This window comes from Pseudomonas viridiflava, from assembly GCF_900602065.1.
Lineage (GTDB): Bacteria > Pseudomonadota > Gammaproteobacteria > Pseudomonadales > Pseudomonadaceae > Aquipseudomonas.
Genome location: NZ_UWFN01000248.1, coordinates 21313 through 40294 on the forward strand (window position 1 = coordinate 21313; position 18982 = coordinate 40294).

15 protein-coding genes are annotated in these 18982 nt (G+C 57.7%); 8 read left to right on the forward strand and 7 right to left on the reverse strand.

The window, feature by feature from the left end:
• Positions 1 to 30 precede the first annotated feature (30 nt).
• Positions 31 to 522: an Lrp/AsnC family transcriptional regulator gene (locus EE949_RS13470; protein WP_027900155.1), complete on the forward strand. Its 492-nt coding sequence runs from the start codon at positions 31 to 33 to the stop codon at positions 520 to 522.
• Positions 523 to 579: 57 nt separating this feature from the next.
• Here the strand turns inward: EE949_RS13470 and EE949_RS13475 are convergent, their stop codons facing one another.
• The 3 genes from EE949_RS13475 to EE949_RS13485 all read right to left on the reverse strand — a co-directional run bounded on the left by EE949_RS13475 (position 580) and on the right by EE949_RS13485 (position 3719).
• Positions 580 to 1863, reverse strand: a complete 1284-nt coding sequence (locus tag EE949_RS13475; RefSeq protein WP_162874605.1) for an NAD(P)/FAD-dependent oxidoreductase — start codon at positions 1861 to 1863, stop codon at positions 580 to 582.
• A 60-nt stretch (positions 1864 to 1923) separates the two neighbouring features.
• Positions 1924 to 2628 (reverse strand): HAD-IA family hydrolase, encoded by a 705-nt coding sequence (locus EE949_RS13480; protein ID WP_122664736.1) that lies wholly within the window; start codon positions 2626 to 2628, stop codon positions 1924 to 1926.
• 155 nt (positions 2629 to 2783) lie between these two features.
• Entirely contained in the window at positions 2784 to 3719 is a 936-nt protein-coding gene (locus tag EE949_RS13485; protein WP_122664737.1) for a LysR family transcriptional regulator, read from the reverse strand.
• A gap of 151 nt (positions 3720 to 3870) precedes the next feature.
• Between EE949_RS13485 and EE949_RS13490 the strand changes: the two genes are divergently transcribed.
• Entirely contained in the window at positions 3871 to 5298 is a 1428-nt protein-coding gene (locus EE949_RS13490; RefSeq protein ID WP_122664768.1) for an aldehyde dehydrogenase family protein, read from the forward strand.
• A 370-nt stretch (positions 5299 to 5668) separates the two neighbouring features.
• Here EE949_RS13490 and EE949_RS13495 read toward each other — a convergent pair whose 3' ends face one another.
• From EE949_RS13495 to EE949_RS13505, 3 genes are all read right to left on the reverse strand, one after another.
• Positions 5669 to 7375 carry a GMC family oxidoreductase gene (locus EE949_RS13495; protein ID WP_240350645.1) on the reverse strand — a complete coding sequence of 569 codons (1707 nt, stop codon included), beginning with the start codon at positions 7373 to 7375 and terminating at the stop codon, positions 5669 to 5671.
• A 9-nt stretch (positions 7376 to 7384) separates the two neighbouring features.
• Complete coding sequence (locus tag EE949_RS13500; protein WP_122664738.1) at positions 7385 to 8422, reverse strand: ABC transporter substrate-binding protein; 1038 nt, start codon at positions 8420 to 8422, stop codon at positions 7385 to 7387.
• Between the two features lie 303 nt (positions 8423 to 8725).
• Positions 8726 to 9637: a LysR family transcriptional regulator gene (locus tag EE949_RS13505; protein WP_122664739.1), complete on the reverse strand. Its 912-nt coding sequence runs from the start codon at positions 9635 to 9637 to the stop codon at positions 8726 to 8728.
• A 108-nt stretch (positions 9638 to 9745) separates the two neighbouring features.
• Between EE949_RS13505 and EE949_RS13510 the strand changes: the two genes are divergently transcribed.
• The 6 genes from EE949_RS13510 to EE949_RS13535 all read left to right on the forward strand — a co-directional run bounded on the left by EE949_RS13510 (position 9746) and on the right by EE949_RS13535 (position 17536).
• The gene (locus tag EE949_RS13510) at positions 9746 to 10831 is read left to right on the forward strand and encodes a tartrate dehydrogenase (RefSeq protein ID WP_122664740.1); all 1086 of its coding nucleotides are present in this window, start codon (positions 9746 to 9748) and stop codon (positions 10829 to 10831) included.
• Positions 10832 to 10960: 129 nt separating this feature from the next.
• The gene (locus EE949_RS13515; RefSeq protein WP_122664741.1) at positions 10961 to 12157 is read left to right on the forward strand and encodes a GGDEF domain-containing protein; all 1197 of its coding nucleotides are present in this window, start codon (positions 10961 to 10963) and stop codon (positions 12155 to 12157) included.
• A 94-nt stretch (positions 12158 to 12251) separates the two neighbouring features.
• Positions 12252 to 13082, forward strand: coding sequence for a DUF1206 domain-containing protein (locus EE949_RS13520; protein WP_122664742.1), 831 nt, complete (start codon positions 12252 to 12254; stop codon positions 13080 to 13082).
• A gap of 111 nt (positions 13083 to 13193) precedes the next feature.
• Positions 13194 to 13523: a hypothetical protein gene (locus EE949_RS13525; protein ID WP_122664743.1), complete on the forward strand. Its 330-nt coding sequence runs from the start codon at positions 13194 to 13196 to the stop codon at positions 13521 to 13523.
• A 321-nt stretch (positions 13524 to 13844) separates the two neighbouring features.
• Positions 13845 to 15254, forward strand: a complete 1410-nt coding sequence (potE, locus tag EE949_RS13530) for a putrescine-ornithine antiporter (protein WP_122664744.1) — start codon at positions 13845 to 13847, stop codon at positions 15252 to 15254.
• Entirely contained in the window at positions 15251 to 17536 is a 2286-nt protein-coding gene (locus tag EE949_RS13535; protein ID WP_122664745.1) for an Orn/Lys/Arg decarboxylase N-terminal domain-containing protein, read from the forward strand. Before potE ends, EE949_RS13535 begins: the two co-directional genes overlap by 4 nt.
• Positions 17537 to 17769: 233 nt before the next feature.
• Here EE949_RS13535 and EE949_RS13540 read toward each other — a convergent pair whose 3' ends face one another.
• Positions 17770 to 18867 (reverse strand): SMP-30/gluconolactonase/LRE family protein, encoded by a 1098-nt coding sequence (locus EE949_RS13540; RefSeq protein WP_122664746.1) that lies wholly within the window; start codon positions 18865 to 18867, stop codon positions 17770 to 17772.
• Positions 18868 to 18982: the final 115 nt, after the last annotated feature.

The following is an 18982-nucleotide window of genomic DNA, read 5'->3' on the forward strand; positions in this document are numbered from 1 at the left end:
CCAGGATTTTGAAATTGCGAGGACTGAACCATGGACGCAGCAACCAAGCTCGATCGTATCGACATCAACATCCTGGTCCAACTGCAGAAAGACGGGCGAATGACGAACGTCAGCCTCGCCGAAGCCGTCGGCCTGTCTCCCAGTCCTTGCTTGCAGCGGGTCAAGCGTCTTGAGTCGGCAGGCTACATCAGCGGCTACGAAGCGCACGTCAACCTGGCCAAGTTTGCCAATTCTGTCACCGTCTTCACCGAAGTCACCCTCTCGGACCACAAGCGCGGCGACTTCGTGAAGTTCGAATCCAGCATCCGCAACATCGATGAAGTGCTCGAATGCCATTTGATCAGCGGCGGCTACGACTATCTGGTGCGCTTCCTGTGCAGCAGCATCCAGCATTATCAGGAGCTGATGGAGTCGATCCTGGACAAGAATATCGGCATCGAAAAATACTTCAGCTACATCGTGATCAAGTCACCGGTAGTGAAAAGCACCGTGCCGTTGCGCAGCTTGGTCAGGGCGGTTTGACAACACTGGATCTGTAACAACACTGGATCTGTAGGAGCAGATCCTTTCTGCGGCCATTCACCGGCCAATAACGTCCAGAAACTGCTGCCATCCCGCCGCCAGGCGAACACCGGGCGCACGGAAGGCATGCAGGGGAATGGGGTTGAATTTGTCACCGCTGAGCAAGCCCAGCTCGACCTTCTCACCTGCGGTCATCTTCGCCAACTGAGTGCCCATCCAGGTTGACATGGCGACACCACCACCGTTGTAGCCGATGGCGTAAAAACTGCGCTCATCCAGCTGTCCGGCATGGGGCAGATAATCCAGCGTCATGGCAACCAGACCGGACCAGCGGAACTCGACCTTGCAGTCCCGCAGAACGGGAAAGACCTCGCCCATGCTGCGTTGCAGGGTCCGGAAAGCACTCTGCGAATCGTTCTTGCCGAACGCCCCGCGCCCGCCAAAGATCAACCTGTCACCGACTACCCGAAACCAGCGCAACATGCGTTTGGTGTCACCACACACCTGCCCGCCGGGCATGATCTGCGCGAGCACATCAGGCGATAACGGCTCGGTGGCAATGATTGCGCTGCGAAACGGAATAAGACGTCGATGCAAGGTATCGGTGACGTGCGTCTGATCGGAATACCCGTTGGTGGCATAGATAATCTGACGGGCACTGACCCGACCTTGAGGCGTTTGCACAATCACACGACCGGCCTCATGACGCACGTTTTCGGCCGGGCTATTGATAAACAACCTGACACCCCGCTCCGTCAGACTTTGCGCAATGCCACGTGCGTAATTCATGGGATGAATCCCGCCTGCCTTTGGTGTCAGCAGACCACCGGCAAAGAGCGTGGAACCGGTCATTTCCTGCACCTGTGCGGCGCTGATCATGACCGAGGACGCGCCACCGGTTTCGCGCTTGATCCAGTTCGCAGTGGATTCCAGCCCGCTGAGGGCGTGAACATTATGTGCAGCAGCGATATGCCCACCCATGTTGAGCTGAGCGCCAGTCAGCCCGAGGGTGTCGACCATCTCGATCAGGCTGTCTACCGCCGCATAACCCGTGCGATACATCTGTAACGCAATGTCGCGCCCAAAGCGCTCCATAAGGGTCGGGAAACCTACCCGGAATTTAGGCGAGACGACACCGCCATTACGCCCGCTGGCGCCCCAGGCCAGGGTGTTGGCCTCGACAATCAACGGCTCGCGACCGCTCAGGGCGATATGGTGTGCCGCCGACAGACCGGTATAGCCTGCACCGATGATCACCACATCACACTGACGGTCGCCTTCAAGGGATTGCAGGGCGGGACAAGGTTGGGCGGTTGCCGCCCACAAGCTCTGTACAGTCATGACCAGCATCCGGCTAAAAAGAGAGACGACGCCCGCGCAGAAGCCTGGGCGTCCAGGTCATCAACCCAGTTCTTTCTCGACTGCGTCGGCCAGTTGCGCCAGCGAAGTGAAGTGATAATGCGGTTCTACTCGTTCGGACTCCAGCGTGCCGCCGGTGCCCTTCTGTGCGAAGCGACGCTCGATCCAGCAGGTCTGATACCCCAGACGCATTGCTACGCCGATATCGTGGTACTGGCTTTGCGCGACATGCAGGATGTTTTCAAACAGGATGCCCTGAGTTGCCAGAACACCACGGGTGTAGGCAAAAAACTGCGGGTCGGGTTTTTCGAAGCGAACATCGTCCACGGTTACGCGAACATCAAACGGCTCATCCAGAGTCTTGGCCATGAAATCCAGTGCCCAGATCCGCGAGTTGGTGGTAGCCACCAACTTGAAATGCTTGCGCAGGCGTTTCAGTGCCTCAACCGAATCCGGGAACGCCGGGAAGTTCTTCACCGCCAGGCTGAGGCCTTTGGCGTAGTCATCGTTATCCGGCAGATTCAGCTTCGAAGCGATGACGTGGTAGCAGCGTTCGAGGTCATCCGGCCACCACCCCGAATCAGTCGAGGCACGCGCTTCGCGATACGCCTTGAGAATGTCGTCGTCACTGTGGTTTTTACCCGCTTCGCCCGCGACTTCACGCACATGAGCAAGAATGCCGGCTTCAAAATCAATGAGGGTGCCGACGACATCGAACGTCAGGGCTTTGAACTGCTTGAATGACATAAGGCGCTCCGCAAGATTATTCATGAGGGGAAAGCTGTCTGGCCAGAGGTATTATCTGCCCTGACTTCTCGTGAAATATTCCGTTTTGAGCGCGCCTCGAAGCATAACCTACGGTTTTTTCAGGATGCGCGGCACACCTTGAATAAGACCCTTGATCAGAGCAGCTTTTCCAGGCCTAAATCCGGGTAAAGCTCGTGCACTTGAGCGATATCGGAACGCATCTCTTCGATGATCCAGTCGCGGATATTTTCCACCACCGGACGCACCGGACGATTCGCCGGAGTGACCAGACAACAGCGCCGATTCGAGATACGGATCTGTTCGGTGGCGGGCACCAACTCACCTTTTACCAGGCTGTTCGAGACCACCGTCAACCAGCCCAGCGCCATCCCCTGCCCCAACAAGGCAGCCTGCACGACCACCGCATAGTCAGAGAATATCAAGGCATTTTCCGTGCGCCCTGACGAACCGAATTCCAGCGTCCAGTCGCGATCCTGATTGTCCATGCAGATCAGCGTGGGGGACTGCTTTTTAGCCTCATCACGCAGCACTTGCTTGAGGTAAAGCGGGTTGCAGACAGGTAAGGTTATTTCAGGTAGAACCAGTGTATCCGTGGCTTTCAGGCTGCCTGCATCGATGTAACGCATGCCCAGATCCACGTCCACCAACGGGCCGCCAATCCGCCCGGACATCAACTGAAAACGCATGTCCACACTGGGAAAGCGTTGACTGAAACGGCTCATGCGCGGCATCAACCAATGGGTGGTAAATGCGGTTGAAACGGACAGTGTCACCGTTTCTATGCCAGTGGCACGGGATTCAATTTCGCTGATCGCCGACTCGATAGTGCTGAAGCCTTCCTGCACCCTGCGGTACAAAATGCTGCCGCTTTCGGTCAGTCTCGCGCCACCGCGAGTGCGTTCGAAAAGCTGTACGCCGAGATGCTCTTCGAGTCGGGACAACATGCGGCTGACCGCTGGCTGGCTGACGCACAACTCATCCGCCGCCCGTGTAAAGCTGCCACACCGCGCAGCCGCCTCGAAGACGAATAGAGAACTGGAACTGGGGAGCTTTCGACGAAGATTAGACATGACCTGAGCTTATGCCTGAAACAACTATTAGTAAATTGCCGGATGCGTAAACAGGTGCTTATTCTTGCGAGCGACCGGGTGCAGTTTTCAGAAGCCGTGAACCCGCTGCTCGCCCCCTTTATCGCTCGCCTTGATGAGACCGTGCCAGATGATCGAAAACACCCTGAAGTTTTATATCGATGGCCGCTGGGTCAGCCCGGCGAGCGACCTCCAGTTGCCGGTGATCAATCCGTCGACTGAACAGTCGTTCAGCCAGATTGCCATGGGTAATCAGGCCGATGTGGAGGCTGCCGTCACAGCTGCACGGCGTGCATTTCCAGCGTTCGCCAGCACTTCACCGGCCGAGAGAATCACATTGCTCGAACAGGTGCTGGACGTGTTCATGCAGCGTTATGACGAGATTGCCGAGGCGATCATGGCCGAAGTCGGCGCACCCAAAGCCTTGGCTTATGACTGGCAGGCGGGCATCGGCAAACGTCACCTGCAACAGTTACTGCGCACGCTGGACACGTTTGCCTTTCAAAAAACCAACGGCAACACCCTGATCAATCTGGAACCCGTGGGTGTCGTTGCGCTGATCACGCCATGGAACTGGCCGATCAATCAGATCGTGTGCAAGGTCGCACCGGCACTGGCCGCGGGCTGCACCATGGTCCTCAAACCCAGCGAAATTGCACCACTGAATGCACTGCTGTTTGCTGAAGTCATGCACGAAGCGGGCGTCCCGGCCGGGGTGTTCAATCTGATCAATGGCGACGGCCCTACCGTAGGCGCAGCGTTGGCAGCCCATCCCGACGTGGACATGGTGTCATTCACCGGTTCGACCCGCGCGGGCATTGAAGTCGCGCGCCTGGCAGCGCCAACGGTCAAACGCGTGCATCAGGAACTGGGCGGCAAGTCGGCCAACATCCTCCTTGATGATGTGGATCTGGAGAAAGCTGTGACCTCCGGCGTCAACGGCTGCTTTGGCAACAGTGGCCAGTCGTGCAACGCCCCCACCCGCATGCTGGTGCCCGCCACGCTGCATGATCAAGCCGTGCAAATTGCGCGTCGCGCCGCCCTCGCCCATCACGTCGGCGCGCCTACGGATGAGCAATCGACAATGGGGCCAGTGATCAGCGAACGACAGTTTCAGGCCATTCAGCGCATGATCGCGATTGGCATTGAAGAAGGTGCGCAACTGGTCTGTGGCGGTCTGGGCAGGCCTGAAGGTCTGGAACGTGGTTATTACGTGAAACCCACGGTATTCGCCGGGGTAACGCCGGACATGACCATCGCGCGTGAGGAAATCTTCGGCCCGGTGCTGGTGATTCAGGCCTATGACGACGATGAACATGCGGTAGCGCTGGCCAACGACAGCGTGTTTGGTCTGGCCGGCTACGTGCAGTCTTCCAACCTGCAGCGGGCGCGGGGCATAGCCCTGCAACTGCGGGTCGGCGGCGTGTACATCAACCATCCCGACTGGAACCCCGGAGCGCCTTTTGGCGGCTACAAACAATCGGGCAATGGCCGGGAATATGCCGAATGGGGGCTGGAAGCGTTTTTGGAGACCAAGGCGATCGTGGGCTTCCACCGGTAAAACTCGAGTGGGATCGGCTCCAGCCGGGAAGGCTCCACTCCTGACACTGCATATGTGTCTTCTGTACTGGCCTTTTCCCGGCTAAAGCCGGTCCCACGTCGCCCATCAGCTCCATTTCTGTGGGAGCACCTGGGTGCCGCTGTCTCGCGGCAAACATATGACCTGTAGGAGCTGCCGAAGGCTGCGATCGCGGTGTGTCAGGAGAAATGCTTCGCAGCCTTCGGCAGCTCCTACAGAACATGCATTTCAACCCAGTAGCTTGCATATCGTTTGATGAGAGCGAATTCATTCGCAACCGGGCCGGTGCTGCAGACAAACCTGTATCGTCAGACACATCGCCTTCCCGGCTGAAGCAGGTCCAACGTCGCACCTACAAGTGCAATGTTTGCTGCGCGCTTTCAGCCTTGATCAAATCAGCCATGCGTTCGGCGATCATGATCGTCGGCACGTTGGTGTTGGCGCACGGAATCGAAGGCATCAACGAAGCGTCACACACACGCAGCCCGCTGACACCGATCACTCGTCCATCGCTGTCGGTAACGGCCTGCGGGTCATCGACGCGACCCATACGGCAGGTGCCGGAAGGATGCCAGGTACCGCCGAGATTGCGCCGCACGAACTCAGTCAATGCCGCGTCATTGGTAACCAGTTTCTTCAGCGTGATCCCTTGGGTGACCAAGCGGTGAATCAGCCACGCCCGGAGCGGGCCCGCCACATCCAGCAGCAAGCTCAAGGCACCGCGCAGCACGCCATTGAGCACACCTGGCTGCGCAACTTTGGCCACTCGAGGCGAATAGCTGGACGGAAAAACCACGCTGCATTGGGTCTTGAGCGAAGACGCTGACAACGTCGCAGCACCAAACTTCACTGCCTGTTTAAGGCGCTCCAGGTCCCGGGTATCGGAGAGCATGTTGAAGCTCACCTCAGGTTCCTCAGCCGGATCACTGGACCGCAAACGCAGGCGACCTCTGGAAAACGATTTGTTGACCCAGAAGAACATCGTCCCCAGGCGATAGCCCAGTGAATGCCAACCGGAGCGTGACAGAATCGCGCCGTGCATGTCGCACGGCACGGTGTCCGGCAGGCCCGAGGAAAAACGCACGATAGCCTGCTCGTGATGTTCATTGACGAACGCAGTGCGGCCCGCTTTGTTGAGCAAGGCTGAGACCGCAATCGACGGGTGCTCCATGAGATTGCCGCCGACACCTGGACGATCCGCCACGACAAAAATCCCCAGTTGAATCAGCTCATCGGCGGGGCCAATACCGCTGCGCATCAACACCGCAGGGCTGTGGATTGCCCCGGAACAGACAATAACCTCCTTGGCAAAAACATCACTTGTGCTGCCATCGGCATCGACAATCCTTGCCCCCACAGCCCGATGAGACTTGAACAGCACACGGTCGACCAGGCATTCAGTGCGCAGATTCAGATTGCTGCGCTGGCGTACCTCATCGGTGAGATAACACACGGAGGTGGGAATTCGCTCGCCTTCAGGGCTGACGCCAATCGCGCCGACAAACACGCCGGGCTCCCAAGGTCCGTTCTGATCCGGCTTTGTCGCCAGCCCACCCTCGCCCAACACACTCATGACGGCCTTGACGAAGGGTGAAAGAAAAGCCTGAGCTGTGCGACGAATCCTCACTGGCCCCTGATTGCCGTGCAACGGTCCGTCGAAATCGGTATCCGTTTCCAGTTTGCGAAAGTACGGCAGACAGCTGTCCCAGTTCCAGCCGCTGGCGCCGAGTCGCTCCCACTCATCGTAATCGTCGGGAGCACCGCGGTTGGTCATCAGCGCATTGATAGCCGAGCCACCGCCCAACAAACGTGCCTGTTCGTATCGGCGCTCGCTGGAACGCTTGCCCATCAGCGCCGTCAACTGATTCCAGATGTTGCGCGTGTCCAGATAAGCGCGTCCTGGGTAACGGCTGCGAATTTCGGCAGGCATATTGCCCGCCGAGATATCACGCCCCGCCTCAATCAGGCATACGTGCTTGCCAGGGTCTTCGGACAGCCGCGCCGCCAGCACGCAGCCTGCAGAACCGCCGCCAAGAATCAGATAGTCGATCGCCTTCACGAGGTCAGCCTACTGAACAAACTTGAGCCAGCGATCCTTGGCCGCGATACCCGCAGGCGATGACCACCACTCTTCGGACATCAATGCCTGCTTCGCAGCGTTATCCGGCGAACTCGGCAGCTCTTTGGCCCGTTCTGCGCTGAGTTTCCCGGTACTGAACGCCGCTGGATTGCCTGGGCCATAGTCGATGTATAACGGCAGGTTAGCTTGCAGATCCGGCGACAGCGCTTCGTTGACGAACTTGACCGCTGTGGCGTAATTCGGAGCGCCCTTCAGGATGCACAACTGGGTGTTTTGCAGGATGCCGTCGTTATAAGTGAACGCGACGTCAGGATTGTCCTTGCGCACCGCACTGGCGCGGCCGTTCCAGATCATCAGCATGTCGACTTCACCATCATTGAGCAGCTGTGCCGACTGCCCGCCCGAACTCCACCAGACAGCGATATCCGGCTTGATCTGCTCAAGGCGCTTGTAGGCACGGTCGACATCCAGCGGGTACAACTTGTCGCGAGGCACACCGTCCGATAACAGTGCTGCTTCGAGGGTCCCCATCGGGTCATTGCGCAATGAACGAGTGCCCGGAAATTCTTTCACGTTCCAGAAGTCGGCCCAGCTCTGCGGCAGCTTCGTCAATGTTTTGGTGTTATAGCCCAGCACCGACGAATAGAACTCATAGGCGACGGAGTAAGGCGTCCGATAGGCTTCCGGCATCGCCTGAACATTGGGCATTTTGCTCAGGTCGAGTTTCTCGATCAGCCCTTCGTTGCCGCCACGAATGCAGTTGGAAGGCGGTGTATCGATGACGTCCCAGACCGGCTTGCCTGCTGAACCCTGGGCTTTGACCATGGGTAAGGCATCGGGAACGCTATCTTGCTTGATGGTGATGTTCAGGCGTTTGGCTGCCGGGTCGAGGATCGCCTTGGTCTGGGCCTCCTGGTACACCCCGCCTTGGGAAACAAAGGTGATTTCTTCTGCCGAGACTGACATCGCGAACGACACCGACATGCACAACAGGGATAAGACTGAACCCAATGAAACGGTTTTCATGGCAAATCTTCCTGAACGTAGAAATGATCGGCAGCTTCAAAAACCTTTCCTGAACACCCTGTAAAAGCCCTCATGCATGCTCAGGTTTGAATTTTTATAGTGACCGAGCGGGTCGGCTGGACGTTACAAGAGCCCGGGGCAATCCGGCAATGCACGAATAATCATTACTGACATGATCTGCGGTTATGGTAAATCTGTGGGAGCCGAGCTTGCTCGCGATAAGAACACCGCAGCTTCAGGCAAGACCGCATCATCGTTCATCGCGAGCAAGCTCGGCTCCTACAGTCGGCCAAGGTGCGCCATTCACCCTGGATCGGCAAACGGCAGGCGCCGGGCCAGTTCCTGAGCCAGGTATTGGGTGAACAGCGAGATGCGCTGCGGGATATGCCGTCGGTGTTGGTAGACCGCAAAGATATCGCCCCGTGGCGGCTGATAATCCTCCAGCACCGCCTGTAGCCGTCCGCTTTCCAGATGCGCCTGCACATCCCAACGCGAACGCAGGATCAGGCCATGCCCGTCGAGCGCGAGATTCAACGCCACCTCGCCATCGTTACTCGACAGCGTGCCGCTGACTTTATGGGCGTAATCCTGACCCTCCTTGCGAAAGCGCCAGATCGCGTAGTCACTGCCGAACTGACGCAGCAAGATGCAGTTGTGTTCAGCCAGATCAGCCACCCGGTTCAATGGTGGCCTGCCCTCCAGATAATTGGGTGACGCACAGAGGATCCGTGGATTTTCCAGCAGGCGAATGCCGATCAGCCGCGAATCGGGAGGCTCGCCCATGAAGACACCGATATCGAACTGATCATCCAGCAGACTCACCGGCTGACTGGTCAGCTCCAGAGAAATCTCCAGCGCCGGATGCAACCGGGCGAAGCTCGACACAACCGGGGCCAGATGCCGTCGCCCGAAACCCAGTGTGCCGTTGATTCGCAAGCGTCCCTGCAAGGTCGGCTGGCGATTGTTGAGTGCGCTTTCCAGTTCGTCGAGCTGACGCAGGATCGGCCGTCCGCCTTCCAGATAAAGCACACCTTCGGGAGTCAACGATAACCGGCGCGTCGTGCGTTGCAGCAACTGCACGCCAAGGCGCGCTTCCAGCTGGCTCAGGCGCTTGCTTACCGCTGGCAACGACAACCCCAGTTGCCGCGCCACCTCAGTCAGGCTGCCCCGCGTCGCAACCTGCTGGAAGAAGCTCAGGTCATCGATCATGCTCATCGATTGTTTCCTTGAATCTAAGAATGGCTTTCGCAAATGACTAATTATTAAGTCAGAGACACTGCATACACTGAGCTTCGTCCACCATCAACCCTGGAGTCGAAACTCATGAGCAAGCCCCATTACAAAATTGCCGTCATCCCTGGCGATGGCATAGGCAAGGAAGTCATGCCCGAAGGCGTACGCGTGCTGGATGTGGTGGCCGCACAGCATAATCTGGAGTTGCAGTGGGACTGGTTCGACTTTGCCAGTGCCGATTACTATCTAGCCCACGGCAAAATGATGCCCGACAACTGGTTCGAGATTCTTAAAGGCTACGATGCGATTTACTTCGGCGCGGTGGGCTGGCCGGACGTCGTGCCCGATCATATTTCCCTGTGGGATTCACTGCTGCAGTTCCGTCGCGAGTTTGACCAGTATGTGAACCTGCGCCCTTGCCGTTTGATGCCGGGCGTTAAAGCGCCGCTGGCCAATCGCAAACCGGGTGATATCGATTTCTGGGTCGTCCGCGAAAACACTGAGGGTGAGTATTCCAGTGTCGGCGGCAAGATGTTCCCTGGCACCGACCGGGAAATCGTCCTGCAGGAAACCGTCATGACCCGGGTGGGCGTCGACCGTATCCTCAAGTTTGCCTATGAGCTGGCCCAGAGCCGGCCGAAAAAGCACCTGACCTCCGCGACCAAATCCAACGGCATTGCGATCACCATGCCGTATTGGGACGAGCGCGTCGTGGAGATGGGCAAGAAATACCCGGAGGTGAACGTCGACAAGTATCACATCGACATTCTCACGGCGAATTTCGTGCTGCACCCGGACTGGTTCGACGTCGTCGTGGCCAGCAACCTGTTCGGCGATATTCTTTCTGACCTGGGTCCGGCCTGCACGGGCACTATTGGCATCGCCCCTTCGGCCAACATCAACCCTGAACGCAACTTCCCGAGCCTGTTCGAGCCTGTGCATGGCTCAGCTCCGGACATCGCAGGCAAAGGCATTGCCAATCCGATCGGCCAGATCTGGTGCGGGGCGATGATGCTCGAACACCTCGGCCACCCGGAAGCGGGAGCAGCGGTGCTCAATGCCATTGAAACCGTGTTGGCCATGGGGCCGGAAAATGCACCGCTGACGGCTGATATCGGCGGCAAGGGCAATACCGAGGCGCTGGGTAAAGCCATTGCGGCTGCGTGTAGCCGTTAGGTTGAAGCACCGTTGATACGCCGGACCTTCGTCGGTTCTCGGCACCCTGCCGGGAACCGCACTGCCCTCTGGTTTTGTGGATATGCGATCATGCCGACCTGACCCTCTGGCAACTGAAAGCTGCAGTCCATGCTTCTGAATGATCCTGTCACGTTGCTGCTCATCATTATCCCGTTCGGGTTGATGACCACGCTGATGCTCTGCCTGTCATGGTTCGGCGTCGGCGAGCGGCATACACCATTGCTCTGGTGGATAGCAGGCGACCTGCTGCTGGCGGCGTACCGGATCGTCTCCCTTTTGCAACCGGGTGTTGTCAGTGGTGACTACGCCTGGCTTGGCGTACTTAGCCCTGTTGCGGCTTTTCTGCTGAACACCATCCTGCTGCTGTTTGCGATTGGCGCTCACAGCCTGGCCCTGTATCAACTGGCTGAAAGCCCTGGGAGCATCCGGCGCCAGGCCTGTCTTTTCATAGCCCCGCCGCTGGCGTACGGCCTCGGTACCAGCGTGCTGTTGCACACGTCCTGGATCGTGCCCTGGTTTCTGTTTCTGGTTTTTATCACCATCGGCATTCAGATGACCGTGACACTGCCTCTGAGAAAGCGCTTTCGCGGGGCATGGGGCCTGCTGGCCGGACACGTCGCGCTGTTGGCGTTTCACGGTTACAACACGGTGGCACTGCTGGTTGAGCCGATGCCGCCACTGGCTTTCGATGAACCCGACATGTTTTCGTTGATGGCATTGGCCATGGATTTCATGGTCTCGTTCCTGTTCACCCTGTGCTTTGCGCTGATGCTTCAGGAACAGTTACGTCAGCACATCGTTAACATGAGCATTACCGACATTCTGACCGGAGCGTTGAATCGACGGGGTGTGGTCTCGACGATTTTCGACGAGAACGGCCTGTCACGCTCGCCCCGGCTTTATCCGTTGGCAATCGCCATGATTGACCTGGACCACTTCAAGAAGATCAACGATCACCACGGGCATGCGGCGGGTGATGCCGGTTTGCGCCTGTTCGCCAGTACGGTCTCACGACTCAAGCGCAAGACTGACGTGTTCGCACGCTGGGGCGGTGAAGAGTTTCTACTGGCATTCCCGGGCTCCAGCATCGAGGACGCTCAGCATTTCATGAGCCGTTTGCGCGAAGCGCTTGAGGTCGACACCGGCTTGCCGTTCCCTATCAGATTCAGCGCAGGTCTGGCATATACCCGGGCACTGGACAACCAGAACGACTTTGAAAAAGTGCTGCGCTCGGTAGATAAAGCCTTGTATCGCGCCAAGGTGCACCGGGACCGGGTCGAAGTGGTGGAGCTGGCAGACCTTTGAGTCATGGCGCGCCTCGTAACAGACGATAAAAGAGCGAACGCCTGACGCTGGAGCCGGTCTGCTCCTGTATCACTTTTTCAGGAAGAAACCCTTTATGTCCCCGCAACGCAGCCTCACTCTTCTCGCCCGAAGCGGCTATGCCGCTCGCGGTGTCGTGTATCTGATCATTGGTATCTTCGCCCTGCTTGCCGCCCAAGGGTCGTCACAGCCAAAAGACAGTCACAGTAGCCTCGAAGCCTTGTTGCGCCAGCCCTTTGGCAATGTCATGGTCGCGATTGTGGTGGTCGGCCTGCTGGCCTTTGCTGCATGGCGAGTCCTGCAAGCCACACGTGATGTGGACCACCACGGGACGGAAGTCAAAGGCCTGGTGATCCGCACGGGGTTGCTGGTGGGTGGCGTGACCTATGGCGCACTGGCGTTCTTCGCGCTGGGACTGTTAATCAGCGCACTCAAGAGCTCTGGCGATTCAGGTGGCAAAACCCAGGACCTGCTGGCGTCCATTCTGTCCTGGGACCATTCGAATATCCTTGTGTACCTGGCCGCGCTGATACCGCTCGGCGTGGGTATCACCCATATCATCAAGGGCTGGAAAGCCAGCTTTGAAAAGTACTTCGACGCCGACGAAGACGTCATGCGTTACGTGCGCCCGGTATCGCGCTTTGGCCTGATTGCCCGTGGCGTGGCGTTTATCGAAATTGCTGCATTGCTGGCCATCAGCGGTTCCAGCTACCAGGCCATGCACCCGCCCGGCCTGAAAGATGCGCTCAACGGCCTGCAGGATCTACCCGCAGGCGGCATAGTCCTGATGATCGTGGCCTTGGGTCTGATCGCATTTTCGGTTTACAGCTTTGCCGAAGCCGCGTGGCGCAAGATCAATATGGACGTACCCGATGCGCCGCATGCCATCACCAGGCATTTCAACTGACATAAAAGCCCTGGCTGATTTAGCCCCTAAATAAAACCAATTGCTGGCCCCTCGCCTCCAGCCGAGCTTGGCAAACTTGCTTTCTTTTCAGAAGCTTAGGGGCTGGCATTTATGCGGATTCTTGTATTAACCGTAGCGACGTTTGCGCTGGCCAGCGTTTCCTGGGTGGCCCACGCCAAAGACGTCACCTCAAGCGGCCGTTCGATATGCACATGGGGTTCGGGTATCGCGGCAGGCGCTCAGGAATCGAAACTGGCCGGCATCACCCTTTACGGTGCACGCAAGAAACTTCAGGGCCGCAAGTTCAACCAGCCCTGGATGCGCATGACGGCCATGGGCATTACCGAACAGACCTACAAAAGCGCCTCACGGCTAAAACCTGCGGCCATCAAACAGACTTACTACGAGCAATGCATCAAGCACGAACTGGCGAAACGCTGATCTATCAACCGTGGCACCAACTGCGAACACGGGCCCTGTAGGAGCTGCCGAAGGCTGCGATGGCGGCATGTCAGGTTAAATGCTTCGCAGCCTTCGGCAGCGCCTACAGAAAGCGCGTTTCAATTCGGTGATTTGCATTTTATTTGACAGGAAATCCGCGCCGCGTCTGGACGTCGGGGGCGTTCCCAGGCGGTTTGGGTTAACTTCCAGATTGTCGTTATTTAATAAGACCCCTCTCCCACTAACCGACTAATTACTTGCACCGCGTCAATGCTCTGCTATAGCTAAGACTTCCCGTTTTTCTCTCATAGAGGCAATGGAATGTCAGCCGCGAAGAAAATGAGCGTTAGCCAACTAACAATGTTGACTGCCGTCAACATGTTAGGCTCTGGCATTGTGTTACTCCCCTCCAAACTTGCAGAAGTTGGCGCAATATCGATTCTCTCCTGGCTTGTCACCGCCACTGGTTCTCTGGCCTTGGCCTATGCATTCGCCCGTTGCGGCATGCTCAGTCGAAAGACCGGCGGCATGGGTGGTTACGCTGAATATACTTTCGGCAAAGCGGGTAACTATCTGACCAACTACACCTATGGCCTATCGCTACTTATTGCTAATGTGGCGATCAGTATCACCGCTGTTGGCTACATCCAGGTGCTGTTCAATGTGCAACTTGATTCGATGCAAGTCGGGCTGGCAACTATTGCCTTGTTATGGATCACCACCTTTGCCAATTTTGGCGGCGCCAGCATCACCGGCAAGATAGGCGCCGTGACTGTCTGGGGAGTTATTGCACCCGTTGTATTGGTATCGACTATTGGCTGGTTCTGGTTCGACAGCAGTATCTACGCCGCGGGCTGGAACCCTCACGACAAAGGATGGTTTGAAGCCGCGGGTGCCTCAGTGGCGATTACCCTTTGGGCATTTCTGGGTTTGGAGTCGGCCTGCGCCAACACCGACGCAGTGGAAAATCCGGAAAAAAACGTCCCGATTGCGGTCCTGGGCGGTACGTTGGGGGCCGCTGTGATCTATATCGTCTCCACCAACGTGATCGCCGGTATTGTCGATAACCCGGAACTGGCGGCCTCTACCGCGCCATTCGGTCTAGTATTCGCCAAGATGTTCAACCCCATGATTGGCAGCATTGTCATGGGCCTGATGGTGCTGGCCTGCATTGGCTCCTTGCTGGGTTGGCAATTCACCATCGCCCAAGTATTCAAAAGCTCGGCAGACACCGGCTACTTCATCCCCATTTTTTCCAAGGCCAACAAGGCTGGCACCCCGATTATCGGCATGCTGATATTACTGGCGGCGCAGACGGCACTCGGTTTCCTGACGATAAGCCCGGACCTGAGTAAACAGTTCGACACGCTGGTCAATCTGGCAGTGGTGACCAATCTGGTGCCGTACATCCTCTCGATGGCGGCATTGCTGACGATGCAGAAAGTCTCCAACGTGCCGCCCAACACAGCGCTGATCACCAACATCGTGGCAACCATTGCGGCCGCTTACAGCTACCTGGCGTTGTACAGCTCCGGCGCGCAAGCACTGATGCTCGGCGGCGTGGCCACCATCTTCGGTTACACCTTGTTCGGCTTCGTCAACAATCGGTTGATTCGTCTGGAAGCGATCAACAACAGCGTGCCGGTACAGACCGTGAGCGCTCAGCACCTCAACGCAGAACCCATCCCTGTGAACAGCCTGAATTCCACGCCATTGGAGGCAAGACCATGACCGAATACCGCCATCTGCTCGGCATGCTTGCGCTGTTGGTCAGCAGCGCACCCGACAAACGCACGGTGTTTGGCCGTGCCTTGAATCAACTGCTCAGTGACGTCGAGGAGCGCTCGATCAGCGTGCTGGTTTCCGAGAGTCTGGCCGATGCCAACTCGATTCTGCGCTCTGACCCGGCTGTTCAATGTGTATTGCTCAGTTGGGAAATGGACAAAAGCGACAACCATGAAGAATGCATCAAACTGCTGACCAATCTGCGCGAACGCAACACGCGGGTCCCGGTGTTTCTGATCAGCGATCGCAGCACCGCTTCGAATATTCCGCTGGTGGTGATGCAGCATGCCGACGATTTCATCTGGTTGCCTGAAGACACCAGTCGCTTTCTCAGCGGGCGGATCCTCGCCGCCATCGAACGATATCGCCAGGCGGTATTGCCACCGATGTTCGGCGCCCTGCTGAAGTTTGCCCGCAGCTATGAATATTCGTGGCACACCCCGGGCCATGCGGGCGGCACCGCCTTTCTGAAGAGTACTGCGGGCCGCGCCTTTTATGAGTTTTTCGGGGAAAACCTGCTGCGCTCCGACCTGTCGATTTCAGTCGGCGAGCTGGGTTCGCTGCTCGACCACAGCGGCCCCATCGGTCAGGGCGAGCGTTACGCGGCGAAGGTCTTTGGCGCCCATCGCACCTATTACGTGACCAACGGCTCATCGACCTCCAACCGGGTCATCCTCATGGCCAGCGTGACCCGTGACCAGATTGCCCTGTGCGACCGCAATTGTCACAAGTCCGCCGAGCATGCGATGACCTTGTCTGGCGCGATTCCAACCTATCTGGTGCCAACCCGCAATCGCTACGGGATCATTGGCCCGATCCTGCCGCAGACCCTGAGTCGTGAGGGCGTGCAGGCAGCAATCGCCAATAACCCGCTGGTCCGCGAAGGCATCGACCCGACGCCGATCCACGCCATCGTCACCAACTCGACTTACGACGGCCTGACGTACAACGTGACCCGGGTTGAGGAATTGCTGGGGCAAAGTGTCGACCGCCTGCACTTCGATGAAGCCTGGTACGGCTACGCGCGCTTCAACCCACTGTACCGTGACCGCTTCGCCATGCACGGTAGCCCTGACGATCATGATGAATCGAGGCCGACGGTATTTGCGACGCAGTCCACGCACAAACTGCTGGCAGCACTCTCGCAAGCCTCAATGATCCATGTGCGCAACGGACGCAATCCGATACCTCATGGGCGCTTCAATGAGTCATTCATGATGCACGCCTCGACGTCGCCCAATTACGCGATCATGGCCTCCTGCGACGTCAGCTCGGCCATGATGGAAGCGCCCAGCGGCGAGATCCTGACCACTGAATCCATCGAGGAGGCAATCGCTTTCCGCCAGGTCATTTCGAGGATGAAAAGCGAGATGCTCAAGGAGGATGACTGGTTCTTCTCGTGCTGGCAGCCACCTAGCGTTCGCGTGAAGGGTACCGCCGTACCGTTTCACCAGGTCGACCCGGTCGTACTCAAGAGCGATCCTGATTGCTGGGTGTTGCACCCTGACGAAGTCTGGCATGGCTTTGGCGACATCGAGGATGGCTACTGCATGCTCGACCCGATCAAGGTCTCGGTACTCAGCCCGGGCATGGGCGACGATGGCCAGTTACTCGAATTCGGCATACCGGCCTGCGTGCTGAGTGCGTACCTGGGCCGCCAGGGCATCGTGGTGGAAAAAACCACCGACTTCACCATCCTGTTCCTGTTCTCCATTGGCATCACCAAAGGTAAATGGGGAACGCTGGTCAATGCGCTGCTGGATTTCAAACGCGACTACGACAGCAATCTCGAACTGGAACTGTGCCTGCCCGATTTGCTGGCGGCCAACCAGCAACGCTACACCGGCATGGGCCTCAGAGATCTGGCCGAAGAAATCTTCGCCGCCATGAAGAAACATCGCACCACCGCAACCATGGCGCAGGCCTTCGGCATGTTGCCACAAGCGGAATTCAGCCCGGTGCAGGCGTACGAGAAACTGGTCAAGAACCAGGTTGAACTGGTGACCCTGGAGCAGGCTGCGGGGCGTGTCGTGGCGACCGGCATCGTGCCCTATCCACCAGGTATTCCCCTGCTGATGCCCGGCGAAAACGCAGGGCCTGCCGATGGGCCATTGTTGGCCTACCTGAAAGCGCTGGAGAGTTTTGATACGTCCTTTCCGGGCTTCACCCATGACACCCACGGCATCGAAAGTGACGCGGGGGTTTACCGGTTGCTGGTGTTGAAGTGATGAGGGGTTGAACGGGGGGCTGTCGAACAGCAGTCAATCCGTCCAATTTGGAATGCATTGCCTGTAGGAGCTGCCGAAGGCTGCGATGGCGTTGTGTCAGGACGCTTGCTTCGCAGCCTTCGGCAGCTCTCATCAAACAAAACATAACCCACTGGATAAACAGGCGTTGCGTAGGACTGTCCGGTCCTACGGGTCGCTGTTTGCTGCGCGAAGGCGCAGCAGCTTCTATCCCGTCAAGCGAAGGTCGCGCCGCGGGTGTTCACGAACAATGAGTAGATCGAGTGGCTGCCAGCCATGAACAGTCGATTGCCTTCACGACCGCCAAAGCACAGATTCGGGCAACGCTCGGGCAGGGAGATATGCCCGATGGCTTTGCCATCCGGGTTGAATACACGCACACCATCGAGTTTTTCCGGATCTGCTTTCGGGTCACTGTTGCTGCCCCAGCCACACCACAGATTGCCGCTCTCATCGCACTTGATACCGTCGATGCCGGCGAACTCCAGACCTTCGATGTGCTTGCGACGCAGGCCCAGTGTGCCGTCCTCATTCACGGCAATTGCCCAGATGATGCGATTGGGCTTGGCCCGCCCCTCAACGACATAAAGGATTTTTTCATCTGGCGAAAAACACAGGCCGTTCGGACCTGCCAGATCGTCAATCACCCGAGTGACCTTGCCGTTAGCGCCGTCGATGCGATACACCGCGTGAGGCAGTTCCGGGGTGACTTTGTGGCCTTCATAGTTATTGCCGGTCTGGAATGGCGGATCGGTGAACCAGACCGACCCGTCACGTTTGCAGACGATATCGTTAGGCGAATTGAACGGCTTGCCCTCGTAGTTATCGGCCAGCACGGTGATGCTGCCGTTGTACTCGGTGCGAGTGACGCGGCGGCCTTCTTTAGAGGTCGTCGAACCCTCGCAGACCAACAGGCGGCCCTGGCGATCACGGCACATGCCATTGGAGAAATTGGCGTTATCGCGATAAACCGACAAGCCTCCGGTCACTTCGTCCCAGCGCATGATGCGATTGTTGGGGATGTCGCTGACCAGCAGGTAGCGGCCGTCACCGACCCACACCGGACCTTCTACCCAACGCAAGCCGGTGGCCAGGCGCTCAACGCTGGCATTGAAGATGCGCAACTCCATGAAGCTGTCATCAAGGATATTGACCAGTGGATCCGGATAACGCTGACTCAGTGGCTCCGCGCTCGCCAGACGAGGCAACGCAGCGCTGCCAAGGGCAGCCACACCGGCCGATACCGCCAGTGAAGTTTTGAGGAAGTTTCTACGGCCATGGTCGGCACTTGTATCCCGTTGCGATGAATCCATCGTGCATCTCCGTTGTTTTATTGTTGGACGGGACGCTCGTTGTACCTCGGCTTAAGTCATCGTACAAGTTTTAAGAACAAGGGTTTGCAGGATAAACATAGTCCAGCGAACCCTT

Coding starts and splice junctions, on each gene's coding strand:
- EE949_RS13470 (WP_027900155.1), top strand. CDS start 31: ATGGACGCAGCAACCAAGCTCGATCGTATCGACATCAACATCCTGGTC.
- EE949_RS13475 (WP_162874605.1), bottom strand. CDS start 1,863: ATGACTGTACAGAGCTTGTGGGCGGCAACCGCCCAACCTTGTCCCGCC.
- EE949_RS13480 (WP_122664736.1), bottom strand. CDS start 2,628: ATGTCATTCAAGCAGTTCAAAGCCCTGACGTTCGATGTCGTCGGCACC.
- EE949_RS13485 (WP_122664737.1), bottom strand. CDS start 3,719: ATGTCTAATCTTCGTCGAAAGCTCCCCAGTTCCAGTTCTCTATTCGTC.
- EE949_RS13500 (WP_122664738.1), bottom strand. CDS start 8,422: ATGAAAACCGTTTCATTGGGTTCAGTCTTATCCCTGTTGTGCATGTCG.
- EE949_RS13505 (WP_122664739.1), bottom strand. CDS start 9,637: ATGAGCATGATCGATGACCTGAGCTTCTTCCAGCAGGTTGCGACGCGG.
- EE949_RS13510 (WP_122664740.1), top strand. CDS start 9,746: ATGAGCAAGCCCCATTACAAAATTGCCGTCATCCCTGGCGATGGCATA.
- EE949_RS13515 (WP_122664741.1), top strand. CDS start 10,961: ATGCTTCTGAATGATCCTGTCACGTTGCTGCTCATCATTATCCCGTTC.
- EE949_RS13520 (WP_122664742.1), top strand. CDS start 12,252: ATGTCCCCGCAACGCAGCCTCACTCTTCTCGCCCGAAGCGGCTATGCC.
- EE949_RS13525 (WP_122664743.1), top strand. CDS start 13,194: ATGCGGATTCTTGTATTAACCGTAGCGACGTTTGCGCTGGCCAGCGTT.
- potE (WP_122664744.1), top strand. CDS start 13,845: ATGTCAGCCGCGAAGAAAATGAGCGTTAGCCAACTAACAATGTTGACT.
- EE949_RS13535 (WP_122664745.1), top strand. CDS start 15,251: ATGACCGAATACCGCCATCTGCTCGGCATGCTTGCGCTGTTGGTCAGC.
- EE949_RS13540 (WP_122664746.1), bottom strand. CDS start 18,867: ATGGATTCATCGCAACGGGATACAAGTGCCGACCATGGCCGTAGAAAC.